Genomic DNA, 25,632 nt, shown 5'->3' on the forward strand with positions numbered 1-25,632 from the left:
CCGCGTCGGGGCGGGTGGCGGGGCCTTGACGCCGCTCATGCGTGGGGCGCCCTGCTCATTCTCGAAATCAGCGGATAAAGTCATGGACACCCTCACCCTCCTGGCTCACCCGGCAGGGGGGACCCACGGCCGACCGCCGTACAGAAAGGTGCGCCCGATGACCGATCACCATCTCCCGTCCCAGCTTGAGGTCAGCCCGGAGGCCCCGGACCGCAACCTCGCCCTGGAGCTGGTCAGGGTGACCGAGGCGGGCGCCATGGCCTCGGGCCGCTGGGTCGGCCGCGGAGACAAGAACGGCGCCGACGGCGCCGCCGTCCGCGCCATGCGCGCGCTCATCCACACCGTGTCGATGAACGGCGTCGTCGTCATCGGCGAGGGCGAGAAGGACAACGCCCCGATGCTCTACAACGGTGAGCGCGTCGGCGACGGGACCGGCCCGGAGTGCGACGTGGCCGTGGACCCGGTGGACGGCACCACCCTGACCGCCAAGGGCATGGCCAACGCCGTCTCCGTGCTCGCCGTCGCCGACCGCGGCTCGATGTTCGACCCGTCGGCCGTCTTCTACATGGACAAGCTGGTCACCGGTCCCGAGGCCGCGGACTACGTGGACATCAACGCCCCGGTGGCCGTGAACATCCGCCGGATCGCGAAGGCGAAGCGTTCCTCCCCCGAGGACGTCACGGTCGTCGTCCTCGACCGGCCGCGCCACGACGGCATCGTCAAGGAGATCCGCGAGGCGGGCGCCCGCATCAAGTTCATCTCCGACGGCGACGTGGCCGGCGCGATCATGGCGGCGCGCGAGGGCACCGGCGTCGACCTGCTGCTGGGCGTCGGCGGTACGCCCGAGGGCATCATCGCCGCCTGTGCCATCAAGTGCCTCGGCGGCACCATCCAGACCAAGCTGTGGCCCAAGGACGACGCCGAGCGGCAGCGGGCGATCGACGCCGGGCACGACCTGGACCGGGTGCTCTGCACCGACGACCTGGTCAGCGGAGACAACGTGTTCTTCGTCGCCACCGGCATCACCGACGGCGAGCTGCTGCGCGGGGTGCGCTACCGCGCGGAGACGGCGACCACGCAGTCGCTGGTCATGCGGTCGAAGTCGGGGACGATCCGGCAGATCGACTCGGTGCACCGGCTGTCGAAGCTCCGGGCGTACAGCGCGATCGACTTCGAGCGGCCCAGCTGAACCCGCTTCGCGCGGACCGGATCGGGTCCGGGCGGAGCGGCCGGATCGAGTCTGAGCGGAACGGCCGGATCGAGTCCGAGCGGGCCGGCCGCATCCGCTACGAGCGGACCGGCGGCGCCGAGCGACCCCGGCCGGCCGGATAGCCCGGGCGGTCGGAGCAGCCCGAGCGGTCAGGTCCGCCAAAGCGGTCCGAGCGGTCCGGCGCGGTCCGGCTGGAACTCGGCCCCGGGAAGCGGCTCGCCGCCCGTCCCCGGACGCCGGACGGGCGGAGCCGTGCGGATCAGTCACGGCCGGCCCGTCCGGCGTCCGGGAACCCCGGGGCGTCCGCTATCCCGCCGCGGCCACCCGGGTGGAGCGCTGGAGCTCCGCGTCCCGGCGCCGCCGGCGGGCGAGCACGACGCGGCGCTCGGCGGCGGTGAGGCCGCCCCACACGCCGTACGGCTCGGGCTGGAGCAGTGCGTGCTCCCGGCACTCGACCATCACGGGGCAGCGTGCGCAGACGCGTTTGGCGGCTTCCTCGCGGGACAGACGTGCCGCCGTGGGCTCCTTCGACGGTGCGAAGAAGAGACCGGCTTCGTCCCGGCGGCACACCGCCTCCGAATGCCAGGGGCCGGCCTGATCCCGCGCGGACATCCGCGGCGACGGTACGGCGGCTTCCTGCAGGGGCTGATGCGGTAGCAGCACGGTCCACTCCTGACGACGGCTTTGCTCGGCCGGTTGAGTCACCCTTGCCCGTCTCACCCTGCACGGCCTTTGTCCGACAGTCGCACCCGCAGCCGTACGAGAGACGATGCACCAAGCTTTACCCGCTGTGCGCGTGCTTATTCACACCGTTGCCATGACCGGAATCCCGTCCGTCACCCCCGCCCCGTCCTCGCCGGGCGCGGGGCGGTCAGCCGGCCGCGCGGAGGTCCTTGACCCGCTTGCCCCGACAGGCTTTGGCCGCGACCCCGCCGAACAGCGCCCAGCCGGTCACCACGACCACGGGGGCGCCCTCGTCGGACGACTCGTATCCGTCGACGTCGAAGCCGCCGAAGACACCCGTGCCGGTGCAGCGCAGCGAGACGTTCTCCGGGACCTTGATGTCGACGCCGCCGAAGAGGGCCCAGGTGCTGATGACCACCGTGCGCTGCTCGAAGAGCGCCTCGGTGAGGTCGATCTCCACACCGCCGAAGAGCGCGAACGCGTTCAGCCTGGCGCCGGCGCGCCAGCGTCCCCGGCGGCCGGCGCCGCCGAAGACGGCTATCAGGTTCTCCGCGGGGGCGGCCGGCGCGTGGGGGTCCGCCGGGAACGGGCGGTGGGCGGCGGCCGGCCGGCCGGCGCCGGCCGGCAGGTCCCGGACCAGCGGCTCCAGCTCGCCGACCGTACGGGCCCGGTAGACGGCGTCGACGCGGTCGGCGTGTTCGTCCGGGGTGAGCCGGCCCTCGGCCAGCGCCTCGCGCAGGATGTCCGCTGTCCGGTCGCGGTCCGCGTCGGACGCGCGCAGCGCCGGCCCGGCGGGTCCGGCGGGCGCGACCGGTGCCGCGGCGGGGGTCTTGGTCAGGGGCACTCGGCGCTTCTCCAGCGATGACTCGTCCACGGCCACCAGCCTAGCGACTCGCGATAGATCGCGACAGGGGCGCGGGTGCGGAGGCCCGCGGGCCACCGTTGTGAGGGCAACCTCACCGGCCCGCCGCCCTCCCGGCGGCCTACCCTGAGAGACGCCGACGGTCCCCCCGGACCCGTCCGGCACTCCCAACCCGCAGAGTGAGTGAGGAATCGCCGCGATGTCTGACCGGTCAGTCCCCCCAGGGTTCGCCTACACGGATCTGCTGCCCCTGGGCGAGGACGAGACGCCGTACCGACTGATCACCTCCGAGGGCGTGTCCACGTTCGAGGCGGACGGACGCACGTTCCTCAAGGTGGAGCCCGCGGCGCTGCGCCGGCTCGCGGAAGAGGCGATCCACGACATCCAGCACTACCTGCGCCCCGCGCACCTCGCCCAGCTGCGGAAGATCGTCGACGACCCCGAGGCGTCCTCCAACGACAAGTTCGTCGCCCTGGACCTGCTGAAGAACGCCAACATCGCCGCCGCGGGCGTGCTCCCGATGTGCCAGGACACCGGCACGGCGATCGTCATGGGCAAGCGCGGCCAGAACGTCCTCACCGAGGGCGGTGACGAGGAGGCGCTGTCCCTCGGCATCTTCGACGCCTACACCAAGCTCAATCTGCGCTACTCGCAGATGGCGCCGCTCACCATGTGGGAGGAGAAGAACACCGGCTCCAACCTCCCCGCGCAGATCGAGCTGTACGCGACGGACGGCGGCGCCTACAAGTTCCTCTTCATGGCCAAGGGCGGCGGCTCGGCCAACAAGTCCTTCCTCTACCAGGAGACGAAGGCCGTGCTCAACGAGGCGAGCATGATGAAGTTCCTGGAGGAGAAGATCCGTTCGCTGGGCACGGCCGCGTGCCCGCCGTACCACCTCGCGATCGTCGTGGGCGGCACCAGCGCCGAGTACGCGCTGAAGACCGCCAAGTACGCGTCCGCGCACTACCTCGACGAACTGCCCGAGGAGGGCTCCCCGCTCGGCCACGGCTTCCGTGACAAGGAGTTGGAGGAAAAGGTCTTCGAGCTGACGCAGAAGATCGGCATCGGCGCGCAGTTCGGCGGCAAGTACTTCTGCCACGACGTGCGTGTGGTGCGGCTGCCGCGGCACGGCGCGTCCTGCCCGGTCGCCATCGCCGTGTCCTGCTCGGCCGACCGGCAGGCCGTCGCGAAGATCACCGCCGAGGGCGTCTTCCTGGAGCAGCTGGAGACGGATCCGGCGCGGTTCCTGCCGGAGACCACCGACGAGCAGCTCGCCGAGGAGGGCGACGTCGTGCGCGTCGACCTCAACCGGCCCATGGACGAGATCCTCGCCGAGCTGACGAAGTACCCGGTCAAGACGCGGCTGTCGCTGAGCGGGCCGCTGGTCGTCGCCCGTGACATCGCGCACGCGAAGATCAAGGAGCGGCTGGACGCGGGCGAGGAGATGCCGCGGTACCTGCGCGATCACCCGGTCTACTACGCGGGCCCGGCCAAGACCCCCGAGGGGTACGCCTCGGGCTCCTTCGGGCCGACCACCGCGGGGCGCATGGACTCGTACGTCGAGCAGTTCCAGGCGGCGGGCGGGTCGAAGGTGATGCTCGCCAAGGGCAACCGGTCGAAGCAGGTCACCGACGCGTGTGCCGCCCATGGCGGCTTCTACCTCGGGTCGATCGGCGGGCCGGCGGCCCGGCTCGCGCAGGACTGCATCAAGAAGGTCGAGGTCGTCGAGTACGAGGAGCTCGGGATGGAGGCGGTCTGGCGGATCGAGGTGGAGGACTTCCCGGCGTTCATCGTGGTGGACGACAAGGGGAATGACTTCTTCCAGGATCCTGCGCCGGCGTCTCCGACGTTTACCTCGATCCCGGTGCGGGGGCCTGGGCTGTAGTTGGGTCTGCCCCGGTCCCGCCCCTTCGCCGATTCCTGGGGCTGCGCCCCAGACCTCCTTTTCGCGGCTTCGCCGCTCGTCCTCAAACGCCGGACAGGCTGATTTTTCAGCCCGTCCGGCGCTTGGGGACAACCGCGCGGAGCGCGGTTTCGGGAAGTGCGGGGCTTGCCCCCGCAGAAACGGTGAAAGGGCGGGACAGGGGCTCACCCCCCGCCGTCAGCCGAAGCTCTGGCTCCGCGAGCCGTCGCACCGCTGGAGCCGCACCGGATCCTTCGCCGACGCGAGCGTCAGGCAGAGATCGGGAGCCGCCGCGGGGCGGATCGACCCGCCGGAACGCGTGAAGCGCTGGTTGTCGCCACCGTGGCAGTTCCAGAGCGCCACCGCGACCCCGGCCGCGTACTTACCCGCCGGCACGTCCACGCACCGGTCGTGCGAAAGAGCCGTCCGCAACGACCCTCGCTGCGCGTCGTACCACCACTCCTGGTTCCGGTTCCCGGTGCAGTCCCAGCCCCCGACGGTGGTCCCGTTGCGGGACGAGGCGCCGTAGGCGTCCACACACGTGCCCGTCGCGTCGTTGCGCAGCGGCCGGTACGCGTCGTCCCAGGCGCCGCCGTACAGCTCGGGCTTCCCGGTGCTCGCCGGGTCGGCGCAGCCCGCCTCACGGCGGTCGGCGGCGTAGAACGCACTCAGGCAGGCGGCGAAGGCGGCGTGGCCGCGGGTGTTGGGGTGGAAGGACTGGCGGACGGAGTTGGAGTCCGGCGGGACGGGGTTGGAGAGGTCGATGTACAGGCCGCGGGCCCAGGCGTCGTCCATGCACACCTCGTGGCCGTGGAAGAGGCGCGAGTTGTCCAGGAAGAAGGCGCCGCTCTCGCGGGCGGCCCGGCGCATGCCGCGTTCGAAGGCGGGGACGGCGGTGTTGCGGCCCCAGGCGGCGTCCGAGGTGTAGCCGACGCAGCCGCCCGGGAGCTTGCCTGGGTAGTCCGGGTTGTCCTCGATGTCGGGGCCGATGGGGCTCGGGTAGCCCATGACGACGAGTTTGTAGTCGCCGTCGGCGTAGCCCGCGTCGCGCATCACCGTGCGCAGGTCGCGGACGGTCTGCTCGACCTTGGGGACCAGGCCGTCGACGCGGGCCTGCCAGCCGGGGTCGTACTTCGGCTCGCAGGTGCCCTGGAGGGTGAGGTAGCGGGTGACGCAGTCGGTCATGACCGGGCCGAACTGGAGGTCGTCGTTGGCGCCGGCGACGAGCAGGACCATCTTGACGCGGGTGTTGCGCGCCTTGACGGCGAGGTTGTCGCTCTGGACCGGTTCGTCCGCGTACTGCTTGGTGCCGCCGATGCGGATGTTGGCGGTGGTGGCGCCGGAGCAGGCGACGTTGTAGGTGACGTCGGCGGGGATCGTGGTGCGGTGGATGGCGGCCTCGGGCGAGCGGTGGCACCAGTTGTCCGGGCCGCTGGTGCCGGGTTCGTAGGTGCCGACGCCCTCGCCGGATATCTCGCTGTCGCCCAGGGACAGCAGGGAGGTCTTGCGTTCGGCGAGCGGGCGTTCGGCGGCGTCGCCGTAGAGCTTGACGGCCTCGGCGGCCCGCATCTTCTCCAGCTCGGGTGAGAGCGGAGTGGCGGTCGTGACGGCGGTGGCGGCGTGGGCGGTGCTACCGGTGGCCATGGTTCCGGTCATACCGCCGAATGCGGCCGCGAAGGCGGCGACGGCCGCGAGAGAACAGCGCAGGGTGGGTCTGCGTGTCATGGAGCCTCCCCGATTTCTGTTGTTACTCGCGGTATTTACTGGCTGGTAGTGGTGTTCGGGAACACGGTGAACCGGCCAAACGCTGTACTCCACAGGAGGTAAGTGACGATGACCGAGAGCGATCAGTACCGGATCGAGCACGACTCGATGGGTGAGGTGCGCGTCCCCGCACACGCCAAGTGGCGGGCGCAGACCCAGCGGGCCGTGGAGAACTTCCCGGTCAGCGGGCAGCGGCTGGAGCGGGCGCACATCGAGGCGCTGGCCCGGATCAAGGCGGCCGCCGCCAAGGTCAACGCCGAGCTGGGAGTGGTCGACAAGAAGGTGGCGGAGGCGATCGCCGACGCCGCGGCCGAGGTCGCCGAGGGGCGCTGGGACGAGCACTTCCCGGTCGACGTCTTCCAGACCGGATCCGGCACCTCCTCCAACATGAACACCAACGAGGTCGTCGCCACGCTCGCGAGCGAGCGCCTGGGCCGGGACGTGCACCCCAACGACCACGTCAACGCCAGCCAGTCGTCCAACGACGTCTTCCCGTCCTCCATCCACATCGCCGCCACGGCCGCCGTCACCCGCGAGCTGATCCCGGCGCTGGAGCACCTGGCGGCGGCGCTGGAGCGCAAGGCCGAGGAGTTCGCCGAGGTCGTCAAGTCGGGCCGGACGCACCTGATGGACGCCACGCCGGTGACGCTCGGCCAGGAGTTCGGCGGGTACGCGGCGCAGGTCCGGTACGGCGTCGAGCGGCTGCGCGCCTCGCTGCCGCGGCTGGCCGAACTCCCGCTGGGCGGCACGGCGGTGGGCACCGGCATCAACACCCCGGCGGGCTTCTCCGCCGCCGTCATCGCGGAGGTCACCCGGGCCACCGGGCTGCCGCTCACCGAGGCCCGCGACCACTTCGAGGCGCAGGGCGCGCGGGACGGGCTGGTGGAGACCAGCGGCCAGCTGCGGACCATCGCCGTCGGCCTCACGAAGATCGCCAACGATCTGCGCTGGATGTCCTCGGGGCCGCGCACGGGTCTGGCCGAGATCAGCCTTCCCGACCTCCAGCCGGGCTCCTCGATCATGCCGGGCAAGGTCAACCCGGTGATCCCGGAGGCCGTGCTGATGGTGGCCGCCCAGGTGATCGGCAACGACGCGACGGTGGCGACGGCGGGCGCCGCAGGCAACTTCGAGTTGAACGTGATGCTGCCGGTGATGGCGAAGAACCTGCTGGAGTCGGTGCGGCTGCTCGGCAACGCGGCGCGGCTGCTGGCCGACCGGACGGTCGACGGGATCACGGCGAACGTGGAGCGGGCGCGGGAGTACGCCGAGTCGTCCCCCTCGGTGGTCACGCCGCTGAACCGGTACATCGGGTACGAGGAGGCGGCGAAGGTCGCCAAGAAGTCGCTGGCGGAGCGGAAGACGATCCGTCAGGTGGTGCTCGACGGAGGGTACGTCGAGCGCGGCCTGCTGACCATGGAGCAGCTCGACGAGGCCCTGGACGTGCTGCGGATGACCCGGCCGTAACGCGGGATCCGAACGGCCGTTGCCCGTGCGGTACACATCACGGCACGGGCCCGGCCCCGCCCCCTAAGATCTGCGCATGGCAGCGGAGACAGCGGACACCAGGACCACGGCAGGCTCCGCGGGCGGTTTCTGGGCGCCCGGCGACCGGATCCTCTGGCGGTACCGCGCCAATGCCGAGGACCGTGTGCACATCTGCCGGCCGGTGACGGTCGTCCAGGACACCGCGGACCTGCTCGCCGTCTGGGTGGCGCCGGGGACGGCGTGCGTCCGGCCCGTGCTCGCCGACGGCAGACCCCCGTACCAGGAGCCCCTGGCGACCCGCTACACCAAGCCGCGCACCACCAGCGTCGACGCCTGGTCCGGGACCGGCGTGCTCAAGCTGGCCCGGCCCGGCGAGCCCTGGTCGGTCTGGCTCTTCTGGGACCTCGACTGGAGGTTCAGGAACTGGTACGTGAATCTTGAGGAACCGCTCGCGCGCTGGACCGGCGGGGTCGACTCCGAGGACCACTTCCTGGACATCGCCGTCTATCCGGACCGCAGTTGGGAGTGGAAGGACGAGGACGAGTTCGCGCAGGCGCAGCGGGTGGGCCTGATGTCAGCCGCCCGGGCCGAGGAGGTGCGGGCCGCCGGGCACGCGGCGGTCGAGCGGATCGAGGCGTGGGGCGCCCCGTTCGCCTCCGGCTGGGAGCACTGGCGGCCCGACCCCGCGTGGCCGGTGCCGGAGCTCCCGGACGACTGGGGGCGCACTCCGGCGCCCCTGCGGGCGTGAAGCGCTTGCCGTCGCCCCGCGGGGCAACCGTAGGATCGTCCTCCGCGCCCCCGTACGCGTTGCCGACCGGCAACGCACCAGGCGCGATACCGAAAATGACAGTCAGTCAGTCGTTACACAGGCAGCAGGCGGAAGGGCGGAGCGGTGAGCGGTGACCACATCCGGCGGGCCTATGACGGCTACGCCCCCGCGGGCCTGGACCGCAGCGGGCAGGCCGAGGCGTTCGACGCCATCGGCGACCGGTACGACGAGGCGTTCCCGCACAAGGAGGGCCAGCTGGCGTCCGGCGCCTGGCTCGCGGAGTCGCTGCCGGCCGGCTCCCGGATCCTCGACGTCGGCTGCGGCACCGGCCTCCCGACGGCCCGGCAGCTGGTGGAGGCGGGCCACGAGGTGGTGGGCGTCGACCTGTCCGCCGGGATGCTCGACCTGGCCCGCGCCCACGTCCCCGGGGCGGAGTTCCACCAGGCCGACCTGGCCGATCTGCGGGACGGCCGGCTCGGCGCCTTCGACGGCGTGGCGGCCTTCTTCGCGCTGCTGATGCTGCCGCGCCCGGAGATACCGCACGCGCTGCGGATGCTGCACGGGCTGCTGAGACCCGGGGGGCTGATGGCTCTCTCGATGGTGGAGGCGGACGTGGACGACTATGCGATACCGTTCCTCGGTAACACGATTCGGGTATCGGGTTACCTGCGCGACGAGTTGCGGGAGGTCGTCCGCGAGGCGGGGTTCGAGATCGTCGGGGAGAACTCGCTGGCCTACGCCCCGCTGAGCACGGACGTCCCGCCCGAGATCCAGCTCTTCCTCAATCTGCGACGCGCCGCCTGACCATGGTGCGCCCTGTGCGACCGGGCTCGACGCCCCGACGGATGGAACCCCACGCGTGACGGAGCAGACCGACTCCCACGGAGGACAGCGGAATGCCGCAGTCCGGCATAGCCCCGTGCCGACGCCCTCACCGGCCCCCGCGCCGGCGCCCGCCTCGGCCGAAGCGCCACGCCCCCGCCCCGGCGGTACCGCCGGTGACGCCCCCGGCGACCGGCCCGACGACGGGCTGCCGCTGCCGCGCGGGGCGCGGCCCGTACGGCCCGTCGTGAGCACCTCCGAGGCGGCCGGACCGCCCGGCGGCACGGGGCCCGCGGCCGGGCAGCACCCCGGCGGCAGCGGGGAGCGGCTGCGCTTCGTCGGCGCCGCCACCCGGCGGATCGCCCGCGGCATCGACCTGGACGAGATCGTGCTGGGCCTCTGCCGGGCCACCGTGCCGACCTTCGCCGACGCCATCCTCGTCTATCTGCGCGACCCGCTGCCGGTGGGCGACGAGCGGCCCGTCGGCCCCGTCGTGCTGCGGCTGCGCCGCACCGACCGGCTCCCCGAGTACGCGCGCGGCATGGGCACGGACAGCGTCTGGCCGCCGGAGGCACCCGGGTCGCCGGAGGGGACCCGGTCCGGCTCGGCCGACTCCCCCGGCCTGGGCCTGGAGCTCGCCGACGAGGCGGCCGAGCGCTGCGAGGTGCGCATAGGCGGGCCGCTCGCGGAAGTGCTGCGGGGTGTCCGGCCGGTCTTCGGGGACTCCTCGGCCGCGCGGGCGGCCCTGCCCGAACTGCTGGGCGAGGACCGGCACGTACCGCAGCGGCGCCGGACGATCCTCGCGCCGCTGCGCGGGCGCCGCCGGGTGATCGGCGCCGCGGTCTTCATCCGCCGCCCCGACCGGGCGGCGTTCGAGGGCGACGACCTGCTGGTGGCCGCGCAGCTGGCCACCCACACCGCGCTCGGCGTGGACAAGGCCGTCCTCTACGGCCGCGAGGTGTACATCGCGGACGAGCTCCAGCGCACCATGCTCCCCGACTCCCTCCCGCAGCCCACCGGTGTCCGGCTCGCCAGCCGCTACCTCCCGGCCGCGGAGACCGCCCGGGTGGGCGGCGACTGGTACGACGCGATCCCGCTGCCCGGCAACCGCATCGCGCTGGTCGTCGGCGACGTGATGGGCCACTCCATGACGTCCGCCGCGATCATGGGCCAGCTGCGCACCACCGCGCAGACCCTGGCGGGCCTGGACCTGCCGCCGCAGGAGGTGCTGCACCACCTCGACGAGCAGGCCCAGCGGCTGGGTTCGGACCGAATGGCGACCTGCCTCTACGCGGTCTACGACCCGGTCTCGCACCGCATCGTGATCGCCAACGCGGGCCACCCGCCGCCCATCATGCTGCACCGCGGCGGCCGTGCCGAGGTGCTCCGGGTGCCGCCGGGCGCACCGATCGGCGTGGGCGGGGTGGACTTCGAGGCCGTCGAGCTGGACGCGCCCGCCGGCGCCACGCTGCTCCTCTACACGGACGGGCTCGTCGAGTCGCGGATCCGGGACGTGTGGACGGGCATAGAGCAGCTCCGTGAGCGCCTCATCGACACCGCCCGCCTCACCGGCCCCAACCCGCCGCCGCTGGAGCCCCTGTGCGACGAGGTGCTGGGCATGCTCGGCCCGGGCGACCGGGACGACGACATCGCCCTGCTCGCCGCCCGCTTCGAGGGCATAGCCCCCAGCGACGTCGCGTACTGGTTCCTCGATCCGCGCCCGCAGACCGCCCGCCAGGCGCGCCGGCTGGCCCGCCGGGCGCTGGACCGCTGGGGCCTGACGGAGCTGACGGACGCGGTGGAGCTGCTGGTCAGCGAGGTGATCACCAACGCCGTCCGGTACGCGGAGCGGCCGATCACGCTGCGCCTGCTGCGGACGGACGTCCTCCGCTGCGAGGTCGGCGACGACGTGCCGCAACTGCCGCGGCTGCGGCAGGCCCGGCCGTCGGACGAGGGCGGACGCGGGCTGTACCTGGTGAACAAGCTGGCCCGGCGGTGGGGTGCGACCCGGCTGAGCACGGGCAAGGTGGTGTGGTTCGAGCTGGGGCTGCCGGGTCCGTCCGCTCAGGGGTACTGACCGCAGCGAACCGGCCAAGGTCGGGCGGGGTTCGGGGACCGTGTTGCCGAACCCGCCGCGGGCGGAGTTGACTTGCCCGGTGCGGGGGGCGGCGAGGGCGCCGCCCTCACCTCGTCCGTTGCGGGAGGCGTCTTCCATGACCGAATCGGCGCACGGTACTCCGGAAACGAGCACTCCTTACACCACGAACAACGTCGGCATCCCCGTGGAGAGCGACGAACACTCGCTCACCATCGGCGACACCGGCCCCATCCTTCTCCAGGACCACTATCTGATCGAGAAGATGGCCCAGTTCAACCGGGAGCGGGTCCCCGAGCGGGTGGTCCACGCCAAGGGCGGCGGCGCCTACGGCACGTTCCGGGTGACCAACAACGTCAGCCAGTTCACCAAGGCGGCCGTCTTCCAGCCGGGGGCCACGGCCGAGACGCTGGTGCGGTTCTCGACGGTGGCGGGTGAGCAGGGTTCGCCGGACACCTGGCGCGATCCGCGCGGCTTCGCGGTCAAGTTCTATACCGAACAGGGCAATTACGATCTGGTCGGCAACAACACGCCGGTCTTCTTCGTCCGCGACCCGCAGAAGTTCCAGGACTTCATCCGCTCGCAGAAGCGCCGCCCCGACAACGGGCTGCGCGACAACGACATGCAGTGGGACTTCTGGACGCTCTCCCCCGAGTCGGCCCACATGGTCGCCTGGCTGATGGGCGACCGCGGCGTCCCGCGCACCTGGCGGCACATGAACGGCTACGGCTCGCACACCTACCTGTGGGTCAACGGCGGCGGCGAGAAGCACTGGGTCAAGTACCACTTCAAGAGCGACCAGGGCATCGAGTGCCTCACCCAGGAGGAGGCCGACCACCTGGCCGGCGAGGACCCGGACCGGCACCGCCGCGACCTCTGGCAGGCGATCGACGGCGGGGACGCCCCCTCCTGGACCCTGCACGTCCAGGTGATGCCGTTCGACGACGCCCCGGACTACCGCTTCAACCCCTTCGACCTCACCAAGGTGTGGCCGCACGGCGACTACCCGCTGATCGAGGTGGGGCGCCTCACCCTGGACCGCAACCCCGACGATTTCTTCGTCCACGTCGAGCAGGCCGCCTTCGAGCCGTCCAACCTGGTCCCCGGCATCGGCCCGTCCCCCGACAAGATGCTCCTCGGCCGCCTCTTCTCCTACCCCGACGCCCACCGCTACCGCGTCGGCCCCAACTACGCCCAGCTGCCGCCCAACCGCCCGCGCTCCGGCGTGAACTCGTATGCGAAGGACGGCCCGATGCGCTACGAGCCGTCGCGCACGGCCCGCCCGTACGCCCCCAACTCGTACGGCGGCCCGGCCGCCGACACGGCCCGGTTCGGCGAGAACGCCGGCTGGCACGCCTCGGGCGACATGGTCCGCGAGGCGTACCGGCCGCACCGCGAGGACGACGACTGGGGCCAGGCCGGCACCCTTGTCCGCCAGGTCTACGACGACGCGGCCCGCGACCGCCTCGTCGCCACGGTCTCCGGCCACCTCCTCAACGGCGTCAGCGCCCCCGTCCTCTCGCGGGCGCTCCAGTACTGGCGCAACATCGACAAGGCGACCGGGGACCGCATCGCGGCGCGGGTGAACGGGGGCTGAGGCTCCCCCGGTTCCCGGGGTATGACGAAGGGCCGTTCCCCTCACCGTCGGGTGGGGGGAACGGCCCTTGTCGTGTCAGGTCGGATTCGCAGCGCGGCTACGGCAGGTTCAGCCCGCCGTCGTCACCGCCGCCCGGGCCTCCCTGGCCACCCGGGCCACCCGGGCCGCCCGGGCCACCGGTGTCCGGCGGGGTGGGCCGGTTGGTGTGCGGCGACTTGGTCGGCGGCTTGGACGGCGGCGTGTGCTTCGTCTCCCTGTCCGACGGCGTCGTCGGCTTGGCCGGCGGCGTCTTGGACGGCGGCGGAGTGGACGGCGCGCGCGTGGCGGTCGGCTGGGTCGTCGGGGCCGTCGTCGCGGTGGGTCCCGTGGTGGCCGGCGGCGGGGCCTCCGCGGTGGCGGCGCCGTTCTTGGTGTCGAGGTCGAACTCGGCGGTCGGGTTGTCGCCGAGCGCCTCGGACATGTAGGCGTCCCAGATCTTCGCCGGGAAGCCACCGCCGTTGACGCGGTCCTCGCCGCCGACTCCGTAGAGCTTGGCGTGGTCGCCCTTGGGCTCCTCGCCGAAGACGCCGACCGTGGTGACCAGGTCCGGGGTGTAGGCCGCGAACCAGGCCGAGCGGTCCTCGTCGGAGGTACCGGTCTTGCCCGCGATCTGGTAGCGGTCGCTCCGGACAACCTTGCCCGTACCGTCCTTCTGCACCACGCTCTTCAGGATCGCCGTGACACCGTCCGCGGCGCCCCGGGAGATCGCGTCGCCGCCGACCGCGCTGTCGAGGTCGATGTTCTGGCCGTTGCGGCTGATGGACTTGACGATGGTCGGCGTGACCTTCTTGCCGTGGCTGTCCAGCGAGGCGTAGGCCGCGGCCATGTGGAGCGGGCTCTGGCTCATGGCACCGAGGGCCATGGAGGCGTGGGCGCCGAAGTCCCTGGCCTCGCCGTTCATGCCGAGGTCCGTCGCGGTCTTCTTGACCTTCTCCAGACCGACGTCCACGGCCATCTGCGCGAAGACCGAGTTGACGGACTTCATCATCGACTCTTCGACGGTCTGCGGTCCGTAGGACTGCTGGTCCTCGTTCTCCGGGTGGTAGCCCGTCGGGCCGTTGGGGCCGACCACCATGCGCTCGTTGTCGCCGTTGTAGATGGTGTTGGCGTTGATCGGCTTGCCGTCCTGGGTCGTCGACCCGTTCTCCAGGGCGGAGGCGTAGATCAGCGGCTTGAACGTGGAGCCCGGCTGGTAGTCCTCACGGGTGGCGTTGGAGATCTGGTGCGTGGCCCACTCCTTGCCGCCGTACATGGCGACGATCTGGCCGGTCTTCGGATCCACGGAGACGGCGCCCGGCTGGACGTAGTTGTCGACCTTGCGGGTCTTGGGGCTCAGCTTGTCCCAGAGCTCGGTCTTGACCGCGTTCTCGAGCTGCTTCTGCCTCTTCGGGTCGATGCTCAGGGTGATCGTGTAACCACCGGCACCGATGTCCATGCCCTTTTTCTTGAGGATCTCCGAAGCCTGGTCCTCGGCCAGCTTGTAGAGGTACCCGTCCTGGCCCTTGAGTCCGGTGACCGGCTTGGGCTTCTTCACCTCGGGGAACTTCATCGTCTGGCGCTTGTCCTTCGCCAGCCAGTTCTTCTCGACCATCTTGTCGAGGACGTAGTTCCAGCGCTGCTTGGCGAGCTTCTTGCCCGTCTCGGTCCCCGTGACGACGTCGTACTGGCTCGGCGCCTGGAGCAGGGCGGCGAGGTACGCCGACTCCTCGACGGTGAGCTTGTCGAGGTCCTTGTTGAAGTACGCGTGGGAAGCGGCCTGGATGCCATAGGAGTTGCGGCCGAAGTAGCTCGTGTTCAGATAGCCCTCAAGGATCTTCTCCTTGGACAGCTTGTTCTTGAGCTTCAGCGAGATGATGAGCTCGGTGACCTTGCGGCTGACGGTCTGTCGCTGGTCGAGGTAGTAGTTCTTGACGTACTGCTGGGTGATCGTCGAACCACCCTGCTTGCCCTCGCCCATGACCGTCTTGAGAATGCCGCGCGTGGTGCCCATCAGGTCTACACCCGAGTCGTCCCAGAAGTCCTTGTTCTCCGCCGCGATGACGGCGTTCTGGACGTTCTTCGGAATCTTCGAGAAGTCGACCATCTCGCGGTTGAACTCGCCGTCCCGCTTGATGACCCTGCCGTCGGGCATCTTGTAGACCGTGGCCTGCGCCATCGCGGCGTGCTTGCCGTCGGTCGGCACGTCCACGTACAGGTACAGCGCAACGAAGGCGCCCACGCCCAGGGCTATCAGCCCAAAGAAGTAGGCGAGCAGCTTCTTCCAGGTGAAAAAGCGGCGTATACCGGTCTTTTTGGGCTTTTTGCCCTTGGCGCTGCGGGCACTGCCCTTCTGCGCCCGTCGTGCTTCGGCTCGACCCATCTCTCCCGTAGCTCCACTCTGTCCGCCCCCAACCAGCTCACGAAGCTAACACCGCAAGTGTGACCAAAGGCCCATCGATCAAGGGTTTGGCGCACGTGACATATAGCACCCCGGGGGACGGAACCCGGGTGCGGCGCGATGCGGGAAACCGTACAGGGCGATAAACTGATATCAGATTGCTAGACACCATCCAGGGGGACAGTCATGCCCGAAGCACCGCTCGACACCACCGCCGCACTCCCGGCCGAGGCACCCGCGCCGCCCGTCCGCGAGTTCCCGGCCAAGGACATCGGGGGCGGACTCGCCCTGCTGCTGGGGCTGCTGGGACTGCTGGCCGGGGTGGGACTGATCGTCCTGGGCGCCGGGTTCGGGGCCGACGGCAACAAGGGCGCGGCCGGCGGACTCATCGCGACGGGGGTGGTCGTCGGACTCGGCGCGATCATCGCCATGTGCGGGCTGAACACCATCGCCCCCGGCGAGACCCGCGTCGTCCAGCTCTTCGGCCGCTACCGCGGCACGATCCGCACCGAGGGCCTGCGCTGGGTCAACCCGTTCACCAGCCGGGAGAAGATCTCCACCCGGGTGCGCAACCACGAGACGGCCGTCATGAAGGTCAACGACGCCTACGGCAACCCGATCGAGCTGGCGGCGGTCGTGGTGTGGCAGGTCGAGGACACCGCGCAGGCGCGGTTCGCGGTCGAGGACTTCCAGGAGTTCGTGGCCGTCCAGACCGAGGCGGCCGTCCGGCACATCGCCATCGAGTACCCCTATGACGCCCACGACGAGTCGGCGCTGTCGCTGCGCGGCAACGCCGAGGAGATCACCGAGAAGCTGGCCGTCGAGCTGCACGCCCGGGTGGCGGCGGCGGGCGTCCGGATCGTCGAGTCGCGGTTCACCCACCTCGCCTACGCTCCGGAGATCGCCTCCGCGATGCTCCAGCGGCAGCAGGCCGGCGCGGTCGTGGCCGCCCGGCAGATGATCGTCGAGGGCGCGGTCGGCATGGTCGAGCAGGCCCTGGCCCGCATCAACGAGCAGGGCATCGTGGAGCTGGACGAGGAGCGGAAGGCGGCGATGGTGAGCAACCTGATGGTGGTCCTGTGCGGGGACCGGGCCGCACAGCCCGTCCTCAACACCGGCACCCTGTACCAGTGACGGACGACCTGCCACCCCAAGGCCGGCCGCGGCAGCGCAAGCAGGTGCTGCTGCGGCTCGACCCCCTGGTCCACGACGCGCTCTCGCGCTGGGCCGCCGAGGAGCTGCGGAGCGCCAACGCGCAGATCGAGTTCCTGCTGCGCAAGGCGCTGGCCGAGGCCGGCCGGCTGCCCCGGAACGTCGGCGCGATCCGCCGGCCCGGGCGCCCGGCCGCGTCGGAGGAGGGGCGGGAGGAACCTCGGGAGAGAAGGCGGGGAACCGAAAGTGGCGGCTGAGGCGTCTGGGTCGACAGAGGCGGTAGCGGCCCTTCCGGATGGACCGGCTGTACACCACGTCTCTACACTCAAGGTATAGACCTGTTGTACAGTCGCGGCATGTCGATCGGACACACTCTGCTCGGCCTGCTGGAATCCGGCCCCCGGCACGGTTACGACCTGAAGCGGGCCTTCGACGCCCACTTCGGCCACGACCGGCCGCTGCACTACGGCCAGGTGTACGCGACGATGTCGCGGCTGCTGAAGAACGGGCTCGTCGAGGTCGACGGGATCGAGCAGGGCAGCGGCCCGGACCGCAAGCGCTACGCGATCACCGAGGCCGGCGTCGACGACGTCGGCCGGTGGCTCGCCCGGCCCGAGAGGCCCGAGCCGTACCTCCAGTCGACGCTCTACACCAAAATCGTCCTCGCCTTGCTGACCGGGCGGGACGCCACCGGACTGCTCGACGCCCAGCGGGCGGAGCACCTGCGGATGATGCGCGGCCTGACCGAGCGCAAGCGCTCCGGCGACCTGGCCGACCAGCTGATCTGCGATCACGCCCTGTTCCACCTCGAAGCCGACCTGCGGTGGCTGGACATGACCGCCACCCGGCTCGGCCGGCTCGCCGAGGCGGTGGGCGCGTGATACCCGCCGGCTCCCTGCTGAGCGCCGTCGGCCTGCGCAAGTCCTACGGCCCGACGCGCGCCCTCGACGGCGCCGACTTCTCCGTCCACCCGGGCGAGGTCGTCGCCGTCATGGGCCCCTCCGGCTCCGGCAAGTCCACGCTGCTGCACTGCCTGGCCGGCATCGTGCGGCCGGACGACGGCGTCGTCACCTACGACGGCCGGCGCCTGACGGACCTGCCGGACGCCGAGCGGAGCGCCCTGCGGCGCGGGGAGTTCGGCTTCGTCTTCCAGTTCGGCCGGCTGGTGCCGGAGCTGACGTGCGTCGAGAACGCGGCCCTGCCGCTGCGGCTGGCCGGCCTCCGACGCAAGGAGGCCGAGGCCAGGGCCCTGCACTGGCTGGAGCGGCTGGACGTCGCCGACGCCCGCGACCAGCGCCCCGGCGAGGTGTCCGGCGGCCAGGGCCAGCGCGTCGCCGTCGCCCGCGCGCTCGTCACCACACCCCGCGTGATCTTCGCGGACGAGCCGACCGGCGCCCTCGACTCCCTCAACGGCGAGCGGGTGATGGAGCTCCTCACCGCCGCCGCCCGGGAGACGCGCGCGGCCGTCGTCCTCGTCACCCACGAGCCGCGGGTCGCCGCGTACTCCGACCGCGAGGTCATCGTCCGCGACGGCAGGGTGCGGGACATGACGGGGGTGCTGTGACGGACGGTGACGTCCGCGCGGTGGACCGGGATCCGGACGACGGGGACGTCCGCACGACGGCCCGGGACACGGGCGACGAGGTGCACCCGGACGACGAGGTGCGCCCGCGCGACGTACGCCCCACGCCCCCCGGCAAGGACCGCACCTCGCCCCGCGCCTCCCGCCCCACCGGCCCCCACGGCCCCGCCCGTTGGCTCCGCGACCTGTGCTTCGGCGCCCGGTACGCCGTCGCCGGCGGCCGCGAAGGACTGCTGCGGACCGCGCTCACGGCGGTGGGCGTCGGCCTCGGCGTGGCCCTGCTGCTGCTCGTCGCGTCCGTGCCGTCGATGCTCGCCCACCGGCACGCCCGGGAGGCGGCCCGCTCGGTCGGCGTCACCGGCGAGTTCCGGGACCCGGCCGAGCGGGACGCCCGGCGCGGCCCGGACACCCTGCTCTACCAGGAGGTCGGCACCGACTTCCGCGACAAGCCCGTCACCGGCGGGCTGCTGACCGCGGACGGCCCGGACGCGCCCCGCCCGCCGGGCGTGGACCGGATCCCGGAGCCCGGCGAGATGGTGGTCTCCCCCGCGCTCGCCGCGCTGCTGGCATCGGACCGGGGAGCGCTGCTCCGCGACCGGTTCGCCGCCTACCGGACGGTCGGCACCATCGGCGACGCGGGACTCGTCGGACCCGACGAGCTCCTCTATTACGCGGGCAGCGACCGCATCGGCCCGGCGACGGGCGCCAAGCGCGTCGACCGGTTCGGGTACGACGAGCCGGACACGCCGATGAGCCCGGTCCTCATCGTCCTCACCGTCCTTACCTGCGTGGTGCTGCTGACGCCGGTCGCCGTCTTCATAGGCACCTCCGTCCGGTTCGGCGGCGCGGGGCGCGACCGCAGGCTGGCCGCGCTGCGGCTGATCGGCGCGGACCTGCGGATGGTCCGCCGGATCGCGGCGGGCGAGGCGCTGACCGGCGCGGTGCTCGGGCTGGGCGCCGGCACGGCGGTCTTCCTGTCGCTGCGCGCGTACGCCCGTGACCTCACCATCCGCGACACCGGGGTCTTCCCGTCCGACGTCCTGCCGGCGCCCTGGACGATGGCGATGATCGCCGTCGCGGTGCCGGCCTGCGCGGTCGCGGTCACCCTGTTCACCCTGCGCGGCGTCGCCGTCGAACCGCTCGGGGTCGTACGCGGCACGGCGCCCCGGCGGCGCCGGCTGTGGTGGCGGCTGCTGGTGCCGGCGCTGGGGGCCGTCCTGCTCACCCCTGCGTTCGGCCGGGCGACCGGGGAACTGCCGGGCGTGCCGATGGACGCCTGGCAGGTGGCCATCGGCGCCGCGCTGCTGCTGCTGGGCGTCACGGCACTGCTGCCGTGGGCCGTCGAGGCGTTCGTCACCCGGCTGCGCGGCGGCCCGCCGTCCTGGCAACTGGCTGTGCGAAGACTCCAGTTGAACAGCGGTCCGGCGGCCCGGGCGATCAGCGGCATCACCGTCGCGGTCGCCGGGGCCATCGCCGTACAGACGGTCTTCACGGGTGTGCGCGGCGACTTCGACACATCGCCCGAGGCGCTCGCGACCCACTCGCAGCTCGTCGGCTCGCACACGGTCGGCTCCCCGCGGCAGGTGCACGACTGGGTGGACCGGCTCCGGCGCACCCAGGGCGTACGGGCGGCGGCCGGGTACGTGGAGCGGTACATCGAGAAGGACGGCGAGCCGGACACGGTCACCAGCGTCGTCATCGGCGACTGCGCCACCCTCGCCGAGCTCGCCGACATCGGCTCCTGCCGGGACGGCGACGTCTTCCTCGGCCGTTCCGAGGAGCCCGGCCACGCCGACGCGTTCGGTCCGGGCACCAAGGTCGTCGCCGACCCGTACACCGACGCCGCGGCGCGCCCGTACCGGTGGACCGTCCCCGACTCCGCGCGCGTGGTGCGCACCCGGCCCGATCCGACGGGCGAGCACCCCGACGGCGTCCTCGCCACCCCGTCGGCCGTCGACGCGTCCGCCCTGCCCGACGCCAGGACCCGGCTGGCCGTCCGGACCGAGCCGGGCGACCCCGACGCCATCGAAAGGGTCCGCAACACGGCGGCCGGCATCGATCCCACGTTGCGCATCGAGCGGCTGGGCGGCGTGGTGAAGGACGACAACTATCCGCTGGTCCACCGCGGCCTGCTGCTGGGCGCCGCGGGCATGCTGGCCCTGATCGGCGCGAGCATGCTCGTCACCACGCTGGAACAGCTCCGCGAACGGCGGCGCATGCTGGCCGCCCTCGTGGCCGTCGGCACCCCCCGCCGCACCCTGGCCTGGTCGGTGCTGTGGCAGACGGCGATCCCGGTGCTGCTGGGCATGGCCGTCGCCGTGGCCGGCGGCCTGGGCCTGGGCTGGGCCGTCCTGCGGCTGACGGACGCGCGGGTCGCGGACTGGTGGGCGTTCCTGCCGGTGACCGGCGCGGGCGTGGGCCTCATCGCCGTCGTCACCCTCGCCACCCTGCCGGTGCTGCTGCGGGTGACGCGGCCGGAGGGGCTGCGGACGGAGTAGCGGGCGGTTTACCACAGGTCAGGTGAGGTTCCGGGGTGCTGTTCCCCCCTGCGAGTGAACACCTGTGCAAGGGATCGGAACGGCTGTACCGGCCTACGATGATGGTCTCGACACCGGACGTCAGGAGGCACCTCATGTCCGCAGCACCAGTAGAGCCTTACGGCCACCACGTCCGAAAGCCGCATTCGCTTCTGGACGCGGCCGGGGAGATCTCCGAGCGTTTCCCCGGATACCGTGTCGAGATCTTCGGGGGAGAGATCCACGTGGCACCACCCGCGGACGGGCAGCACGGCGAGGTCCTGACCGACGTCATGCTGGCCATGGCCGCGCTGCACCGCGGCGAGAGCAGGCTGATCCAGGCCCTGGGCATGTGGCTTCCCACGGGGGAGGACGACTATGTGATCCCCGACCTCGCCCTGGTGGACGCCGATTACACCGAGCACCGGCTTCGGTACAACTGCTACGACCCCGCCGTCTTCCGCTTGGTCCTGGAGGTCACCTCGTCCAACCACAGGACGGACCTGCGGGACAAGGCCGCCCTCTACGCCGAGGTGGGCGTGCCGGTCTATGTCATCGTCGACCGCCGCCACCAGCGTGTCCACGTCCTCACCGAGCCGAAGGACGGCGAGTACCGGCACACCGTCCACGCTCCGGGCAGCACCTTCACGCTTCCGGAGTCGGTGGGGGCGGAGGTGGAGCTGTCCGTGGACACGCTCCTGCGGCTGAAGCCCTCGGGGGCCGTCGACTGAGAGCCGGGGCCCGCTCAGCCCACGATGCGGACCGGCAACGAGCTCAGCGCGTCCCGCAGGGCGTCCGCGAACTCCTCGAACTCGCTCTGCCGCGCCGCGCCCGAGCGCATGGCCAGGGCGATCCGGCGGGAGGGCGGGGGCGCGGCGAAGCAGCTGGTGGCGAGGCGGTCGCTGCGGGCGGCCTCGACGCGGACGGCCGTCCGGGGCAGCAGTGTGACGCCGAGCCCGCCGCCGACGAGCTGGACCAGCGTGGACAGGCCGGACGCGCTGGTGGCCACGGGTGCGCCGGGGGCGCGGCCCGCCTCGCGGCAGACGTCGAGGGCCTGGTCGCGCAGGCAGTGGCCCTCGTCCAGGAGCAGCAGGTCGAGGTCGCGCAGCGCGCTGCGCGGGACGTCCGCGCGCCCGGCCAGTTCGTGGTCGCAGGGTGTGACCAGGACGAAGTCCTCGTCGAACAGCGGTATTTCGGTGACCCCGGGGGCGCCGAGCGGCACCGCGAGCAGCAGCAGGTCCAGCCGGCCCTGGGTGAGGCCGTCGAGGAGGGACGAGGTCTGCTCCTCGTGCACATGGAGATCGAGGTCGGGATAGACCTCGTGGACCAGCCGGAGCACGGTGGGCAGCAGGTACGGCGCCACGGTGGGGATGACGCCCAGCCGCAGCACGCCGGTGAAGGGCGCCCGGGCGGCCTCGGCCTCCTCCAGGAAGTCGCCGACGGCGTCCAGCACCGTCCGGGCCCGCGCGGCCAGCCGTTCACCCGCCGGACTGAGCAGCACTCTCCGCGTCGTACGCTCGAAGAGCTGAATTCCGAGCGACTCCTCCAGGGCCGAGACGGCGCCCGAGAGCGCCGGCTGGCTCATCGAGATGGCCGTGGCGGCGTCCCGGAAGTGCAAGTGCTCGGCGACCGCCGCGAACGCCCTGAGCTGGGCCAGGCTGGGCTGGCGGGGCCGGCCGGACGACGTCTTCGCGCCGCCCGGGCGGGTGGCCGGCTCCTGGGGCGCGGCGCCCCGGGCGGCCCGGTTCCGCGGTATGGACGACTCCATCGATAACCACCTCCGATCAACACCAATCAGTCTAACTATTTCCGCTATCAATGCCTCCTGTGGCAGGGTGGATCACGTCCAACCCCGCAGAAAGTCCGCAACCAGGGACTTTCTTCGCTGCAAGGAGAGCGCGTGCTCACTGTCGGTGACAAGTTCCCCGAGTTCGACCTGACCGCCTGTGTGGACCTCGACGCGGACAAGGCTTTCGCGCAGATCGACCACAAGACCTACGAGGGCAAGTGGAAGGTCGTCTTCTTCTGGCCGAAGGACTTCACCTTCGTCTGCCCGACCGAGATCGCCGCGTTCGGCAAGCTGAACGACGAGTTCGCCGACCGCGACGCCCAGATCCTCGGCGTCTCCGGTGACTCGGAGTTCGTCCACCACGCCTGGCGCAAGGACCACGCCGACCTGCGTGACCTGCCCTTCCCGATGCTGGCCGACGCCAAGCACGAGCTCATGCGCGCGTGCGGCGTCGAGGGCGAGGACGGCTACGCCCAGCGCGCCGTCTTCATCGTCGACCAGAACAACGAGATCCAGTTCGTCATGGTGACCGCCGGCTCCGTCGGCCGTAACCCCAAGGAGGTCCTGCGGGTCCTCGACGCCCTGCAGACCGACGAGCTGTGCCCCTGCAACTGGAGCAAGGGCGACGAGACCCTCGACCCGGTCGCGCTCCTCTCGGGCGAGTGAGCTGATTCCCCATGGCTCTCGATGAACTGAAGTCCGCCATACCGGACTACGCCAAGGACCTGAAGCTGAACCTCGGCTCGGTTATCGGCAACTCCGACCTCCCGCAGCAGCAGCTGTGGGGCACCGTCCTCGCCTGCGCGATCGCGACCCGCTCGCCGATCGTCCTGCGCGAGCTGGAGCCCGAGGCGAAGGCGAACCTGTCCCCGGAGGCGTACACCGCCGCCAAGGCCGCCGCCGCCATCATGGCGATGAACAACGTCTACTACCGCACCCGGCACCTGCTGTCGGACCCGGAGTACGGCAACCTGCGCGCCGGTCTGCGGATGAACGTCATCGGCAACCCGGGCGTGGAGAAGGTCGACTTCGAGCTGTGGTCCCTGGCCGTCTCCGCCATCAACGGCTGCGGCATGTGCCTCGACTCGCACGAGCAGGTGCTGCGCAAGGCCGGTGTGGCCCGCGAGACGATCCAGGAGGCGTTCAAGATCGCCTCCGTGCTCCAGGCCGTCGGCGCCACGCTCGACGCCGAGGCCGTTCTCAACGGCTGAGCACACCCCGTAGTACGCACGGCGGCCCGCCGACCTCCTTGGTCGGCGGGCCGCCGTCGTCATGTCCGGCCGTGGAGCCACGGCCGGCGTCGTCATGTCCGGGCCGTGGGGCCGCGGTCGGTGTCGCGTCCGGGCCGTGGAACCGTGGCCGGCGTCGCGTCCAGGCCGGTTCACTCCAGGCGTTCGCCCGGGACCTCGCCCCGGGAGTACGCCTTCAGGTAGCCGACGACCGTATTGGTCACCGCCACCAGCGGTACCGCCACCACCGCGCCGCCGATCCCGGCGATCATCGAGCCGGCCGCCACGGAGAGCACGACCGCCAGCGGATGGACACGGACCGCCCGGCCGAGGATGAACGGCTGGAGGACGTGGCCCTCTATCTGCTGCACGGCCAGCACGACCACCAGCACCATCGTCGCCGTGAAGACACCCTCCGTGACCAGCGCCACCACGACCGCCAGCGCGCCGGAGACCACGGCACCGACGAGCGGGATGAAGGCGAAGAGGAAGATGAAGACGGCCAGCGGCACGGCCATCGGCACCTTGAGGAAGTAGAGGCCGATGCCGATGCAGATCGCGTCGATCATGGCCACTATCACCGTGCCCCGCACATACGCGGTGAGGGTCGCCCACGCGCGCGGCCCCGCCCCGGCGACACCCTCGCGGGCCGCGCTCGGCACGAGCCTGAGCACCCAGCGCCAGATCCGCGGCCCGTCGTAGAGCAGGAAGAGGGTGGTGAACATCGCCAGGACGATGCCGGTCAGGGTCTCGATGATGACCTGAACGCCCTGTATGCCCGCCGAGGTGATCTCGTCCGTGTTGGACCGGAGCGCCTTGGTCAGGTTGTCGGTGATGTTGTCGATCTGGTCCTGGGTGACGTGGAACGGACTGGTCCGCAGCCATTCCTTCAGGTCGTGGAGGCCCGTCTCCAGCTTCCCGGACAGGTCGTCGGCGTTGTCCATCACCTGCCAGACCACGAACCAGCCGACCAGCCCCATGATCACAAAGCCCGAGATGAAGGTCAGGGCCGCCGCGAGTCCCCGGGGCAGGCCCCGCCGGACGAGCGTCGCGACGGTCGGCTGGAGCAGCGCCGTGATCAGCAGGCCCGCGACGAACGCCAGCACCACCAGTTCCACCGCGCTGATGACGCGCATCAGCACCCACAGCGTTCCCGCGAGCACCAGCAGTCGCCAGCCCGCCTCGGCGGCGACGCGTACGCCCCAGGGCACGGCGGCGACGGGGTCGGGGCGCGGCGGTTCGGCGAGGACGGCCGCGGCGGAGGGGGGCGGGGTCCGGTCGGCCGGGGCCGACCCTGGGGCCGGCGCCTCGTCGGGTGCGGCGGCGGGCGGTTCGGCGGATTCGACGGATTCGGCCGATCCGGTCCGGGAGGGCGCGGCGGGTCCTGCGGGTTCGGGTGCGGCGGGTTCCCCGTCCGCCCGCTCCTGGACCGGTCGCCCGGGGGTCGAACCGCCGGCCGGCGGTCGCGCCCAGGCGGGCACACCGTCCGGGTCGGTGCGCGCCTTGCGCTCCTCCAGCCGCTGGGAGAGCCGCGTCAGGCCCGAGCCGGCCCTGCCGAGCCATTGTGGCAATCTGGACATTTCTCTTCCTCTACCCCCACATCCCCCGCGGCCATCCGGCATGAACGTTACCTGGGCCCCCTGGGTCGGAGACGAAAGGTTTCCGCCCGTGGGGCCCGCGTTCCCTCCGGAAGACCCACAAAGCCCCCGACCGGTTGAGGTCGGGGGCTCGTGGAAGCGTAGCGCGGCGCGCGCCGG

At 71.7% G+C, this 25,632-nt stretch carries 21 protein-coding genes; 15 read left to right on the forward strand and 6 right to left on the reverse strand.

The window, feature by feature from the left end:
• Positions 1–157: 157 nt before the first annotated feature.
• A complete protein-coding gene (gene glpX, locus ACH4PU_RS03300; protein WP_185941802.1) occupies positions 158–1,189 on the forward strand; it encodes a class II fructose-bisphosphatase in 1,032 nt (343 codons plus the stop codon).
• 327 nt (positions 1,190–1,516) lie between these two features.
• Here glpX and ACH4PU_RS03305 read toward each other — a convergent pair whose 3' ends face one another.
• The gene (locus ACH4PU_RS03305; protein ID WP_004941922.1) at positions 1,517–1,822 is read right to left on the reverse strand and encodes a WhiB family transcriptional regulator; all 306 of its coding nucleotides are present in this window, start codon (positions 1,820–1,822) and stop codon (positions 1,517–1,519) included.
• A gap of 259 nt (positions 1,823–2,081) precedes the next feature.
• Positions 2,082–2,738: a DUF1707 domain-containing protein gene (locus ACH4PU_RS03310; RefSeq protein WP_398265370.1), complete on the reverse strand. Its 657-nt coding sequence runs from the start codon at positions 2,736–2,738 to the stop codon at positions 2,082–2,084.
• A gap of 217 nt (positions 2,739–2,955) precedes the next feature.
• On the opposite strand from ACH4PU_RS03310, the gene ACH4PU_RS03315 reads away from it, so the two are divergent.
• Positions 2,956–4,641, forward strand: a complete 1,686-nt coding sequence (locus ACH4PU_RS03315; protein ID WP_398265060.1) for a fumarate hydratase — start codon at positions 2,956–2,958, stop codon at positions 4,639–4,641.
• 216 nt (positions 4,642–4,857) lie between these two features.
• On the opposite strand, the gene ACH4PU_RS03320 is transcribed toward ACH4PU_RS03315, so the two are convergent.
• Positions 4,858–6,384, reverse strand: a complete 1,527-nt coding sequence (locus ACH4PU_RS03320) for a ricin-type beta-trefoil lectin domain protein (protein ID WP_398265063.1) — start codon at positions 6,382–6,384, stop codon at positions 4,858–4,860.
• A 108-nt stretch (positions 6,385–6,492) separates the two neighbouring features.
• On the opposite strand from ACH4PU_RS03320, the gene ACH4PU_RS03325 reads away from it, so the two are divergent.
• The 5 genes from ACH4PU_RS03325 (at position 6,493) to ACH4PU_RS03345 (ending at position 13,191) form a co-directional block, all read left to right on the forward strand.
• The gene (locus ACH4PU_RS03325; protein ID WP_398265066.1) at positions 6,493–7,887 is read left to right on the forward strand and encodes a class II fumarate hydratase; all 1,395 of its coding nucleotides are present in this window, start codon (positions 6,493–6,495) and stop codon (positions 7,885–7,887) included.
• A 76-nt stretch (positions 7,888–7,963) separates the two neighbouring features.
• Positions 7,964–8,656, forward strand: a complete 693-nt coding sequence (locus tag ACH4PU_RS03330) for a DUF402 domain-containing protein (protein WP_398265069.1) — start codon at positions 7,964–7,966, stop codon at positions 8,654–8,656.
• A 144-nt stretch (positions 8,657–8,800) separates the two neighbouring features.
• Positions 8,801–9,481 (forward strand): class I SAM-dependent methyltransferase, encoded by a 681-nt coding sequence (locus ACH4PU_RS03335; RefSeq protein ID WP_398265072.1) that lies wholly within the window; start codon positions 8,801–8,803, stop codon positions 9,479–9,481.
• Positions 9,482–9,596: 115 nt separating this feature from the next.
• Positions 9,597–11,576: a SpoIIE family protein phosphatase gene (locus ACH4PU_RS03340; RefSeq protein WP_398265074.1), complete on the forward strand. Its 1,980-nt coding sequence runs from the start codon at positions 9,597–9,599 to the stop codon at positions 11,574–11,576.
• Positions 11,577–11,712: 136 nt separating this feature from the next.
• Positions 11,713–13,191 (forward strand): catalase, encoded by a 1,479-nt coding sequence (locus ACH4PU_RS03345; protein ID WP_398265077.1) that lies wholly within the window; start codon positions 11,713–11,715, stop codon positions 13,189–13,191.
• A gap of 97 nt (positions 13,192–13,288) precedes the next feature.
• Here ACH4PU_RS03345 and ACH4PU_RS03350 read toward each other — a convergent pair whose 3' ends face one another.
• Positions 13,289–15,589 carry a transglycosylase domain-containing protein gene (locus ACH4PU_RS03350; protein WP_398265080.1) on the reverse strand — a complete coding sequence of 767 codons (2,301 nt, stop codon included), beginning with the start codon at positions 15,587–15,589 and terminating at the stop codon, positions 13,289–13,291.
• 204 nt (positions 15,590–15,793) lie between these two features.
• On the opposite strand from ACH4PU_RS03350, the gene ACH4PU_RS03355 reads away from it, so the two are divergent.
• The 6 genes from ACH4PU_RS03355 to ACH4PU_RS03380 all read left to right on the forward strand — a co-directional run bounded on the left by ACH4PU_RS03355 (position 15,794) and on the right by ACH4PU_RS03380 (position 21,588).
• Entirely contained in the window at positions 15,794–16,741 is a 948-nt protein-coding gene (locus ACH4PU_RS03355) for an SPFH domain-containing protein (RefSeq protein WP_398265083.1), read from the forward strand.
• Positions 16,738–17,016 carry a hypothetical protein gene (locus ACH4PU_RS03360; RefSeq protein ID WP_398265086.1) on the forward strand — a complete coding sequence of 93 codons (279 nt, stop codon included), beginning with the start codon at positions 16,738–16,740 and terminating at the stop codon, positions 17,014–17,016. Before ACH4PU_RS03355 ends, ACH4PU_RS03360 begins: the two co-directional genes overlap by 4 nt.
• Positions 17,017–17,115: 99 nt before the next feature.
• Positions 17,116–17,640, forward strand: coding sequence for a PadR family transcriptional regulator (locus tag ACH4PU_RS03365; RefSeq protein ID WP_398265089.1), 525 nt, complete (start codon positions 17,116–17,118; stop codon positions 17,638–17,640).
• Positions 17,637–18,323, forward strand: coding sequence for an ABC transporter ATP-binding protein (locus ACH4PU_RS03370; RefSeq protein ID WP_398265092.1), 687 nt, complete (start codon positions 17,637–17,639; stop codon positions 18,321–18,323). Before ACH4PU_RS03365 ends, ACH4PU_RS03370 begins: the two co-directional genes overlap by 4 nt.
• A complete protein-coding gene (locus ACH4PU_RS03375) occupies positions 18,320–20,839 on the forward strand; it encodes an FtsX-like permease family protein (protein WP_398265095.1) in 2,520 nt (839 codons plus the stop codon). The genes ACH4PU_RS03370 and ACH4PU_RS03375 overlap by 4 nt, the downstream gene beginning before the upstream one ends.
• A 134-nt stretch (positions 20,840–20,973) precedes the next feature.
• Positions 20,974–21,588: a Uma2 family endonuclease gene (locus ACH4PU_RS03380; protein ID WP_398265098.1), complete on the forward strand. Its 615-nt coding sequence runs from the start codon at positions 20,974–20,976 to the stop codon at positions 21,586–21,588.
• Between the two features lie 14 nt (positions 21,589–21,602).
• On the opposite strand, the gene ACH4PU_RS03385 is transcribed toward ACH4PU_RS03380, so the two are convergent.
• A complete protein-coding gene (locus tag ACH4PU_RS03385) occupies positions 21,603–22,625 on the reverse strand; it encodes a LysR substrate-binding domain-containing protein (RefSeq protein ID WP_398265101.1) in 1,023 nt (340 codons plus the stop codon).
• Between the two features lie 132 nt (positions 22,626–22,757).
• On the opposite strand from ACH4PU_RS03385, the gene ACH4PU_RS03390 reads away from it, so the two are divergent.
• Positions 22,758–23,312 (forward strand): peroxiredoxin, encoded by a 555-nt coding sequence (locus tag ACH4PU_RS03390; protein WP_185941816.1) that lies wholly within the window; start codon positions 22,758–22,760, stop codon positions 23,310–23,312.
• An 11-nt stretch (positions 23,313–23,323) separates the two neighbouring features.
• Complete coding sequence (locus tag ACH4PU_RS03395; protein ID WP_004941958.1) at positions 23,324–23,857, forward strand: alkyl hydroperoxide reductase; 534 nt, start codon at positions 23,324–23,326, stop codon at positions 23,855–23,857.
• A gap of 170 nt (positions 23,858–24,027) precedes the next feature.
• Here the strand turns inward: ACH4PU_RS03395 and ACH4PU_RS03400 are convergent, their stop codons facing one another.
• Positions 24,028–25,455 carry an AI-2E family transporter gene (locus ACH4PU_RS03400; protein WP_398265106.1) on the reverse strand — a complete coding sequence of 476 codons (1,428 nt, stop codon included), beginning with the start codon at positions 25,453–25,455 and terminating at the stop codon, positions 24,028–24,030.
• Positions 25,456–25,632 lie beyond the last annotated feature (177 nt).

It is taken from the genome of Streptomyces sp. NPDC021100 (assembly GCF_044333095.1).
Taxonomy (GTDB): Bacteria; Actinomycetota; Actinomycetes; order Streptomycetales; family Streptomycetaceae; genus Streptomyces.

What these genes read in the sequence shown, in the direction of transcription:
- glpX (WP_185941802.1), top strand. Translation starts at nt 158, where the DNA reads ATGACCGATCACCATCTCCCGTCCCAGCTTGAGGTCAGCCCGGAGGCC.
- ACH4PU_RS03305 (WP_004941922.1), bottom strand. Translation starts at nt 1,822, where the DNA reads ATGTCCGCGCGGGATCAGGCCGGCCCCTGGCATTCGGAGGCGGTGTGC.
- ACH4PU_RS03315 (WP_398265060.1), top strand. Translation starts at nt 2,956, where the DNA reads ATGTCTGACCGGTCAGTCCCCCCAGGGTTCGCCTACACGGATCTGCTG.
- ACH4PU_RS03320 (WP_398265063.1), bottom strand. Translation starts at nt 6,384, where the DNA reads ATGACACGCAGACCCACCCTGCGCTGTTCTCTCGCGGCCGTCGCCGCC.
- ACH4PU_RS03325 (WP_398265066.1), top strand. Translation starts at nt 6,493, where the DNA reads ATGACCGAGAGCGATCAGTACCGGATCGAGCACGACTCGATGGGTGAG.
- ACH4PU_RS03330 (WP_398265069.1), top strand. Translation starts at nt 7,964, where the DNA reads ATGGCAGCGGAGACAGCGGACACCAGGACCACGGCAGGCTCCGCGGGC.
- ACH4PU_RS03345 (WP_398265077.1), top strand. Translation starts at nt 11,713, where the DNA reads ATGACCGAATCGGCGCACGGTACTCCGGAAACGAGCACTCCTTACACC.
- ACH4PU_RS03350 (WP_398265080.1), bottom strand. Translation starts at nt 15,589, where the DNA reads ATGGGTCGAGCCGAAGCACGACGGGCGCAGAAGGGCAGTGCCCGCAGC.
- ACH4PU_RS03355 (WP_398265083.1), top strand. Translation starts at nt 15,794, where the DNA reads ATGCCCGAAGCACCGCTCGACACCACCGCCGCACTCCCGGCCGAGGCA.
- ACH4PU_RS03365 (WP_398265089.1), top strand. Translation starts at nt 17,116, where the DNA reads ATGTCGATCGGACACACTCTGCTCGGCCTGCTGGAATCCGGCCCCCGG.
- ACH4PU_RS03380 (WP_398265098.1), top strand. Translation starts at nt 20,974, where the DNA reads ATGTCCGCAGCACCAGTAGAGCCTTACGGCCACCACGTCCGAAAGCCG.
- ACH4PU_RS03385 (WP_398265101.1), bottom strand. Translation starts at nt 22,625, where the DNA reads ATGGAGTCGTCCATACCGCGGAACCGGGCCGCCCGGGGCGCCGCGCCC.
- ACH4PU_RS03395 (WP_004941958.1), top strand. Translation starts at nt 23,324, where the DNA reads ATGGCTCTCGATGAACTGAAGTCCGCCATACCGGACTACGCCAAGGAC.
- ACH4PU_RS03400 (WP_398265106.1), bottom strand. Translation starts at nt 25,455, where the DNA reads ATGTCCAGATTGCCACAATGGCTCGGCAGGGCCGGCTCGGGCCTGACG.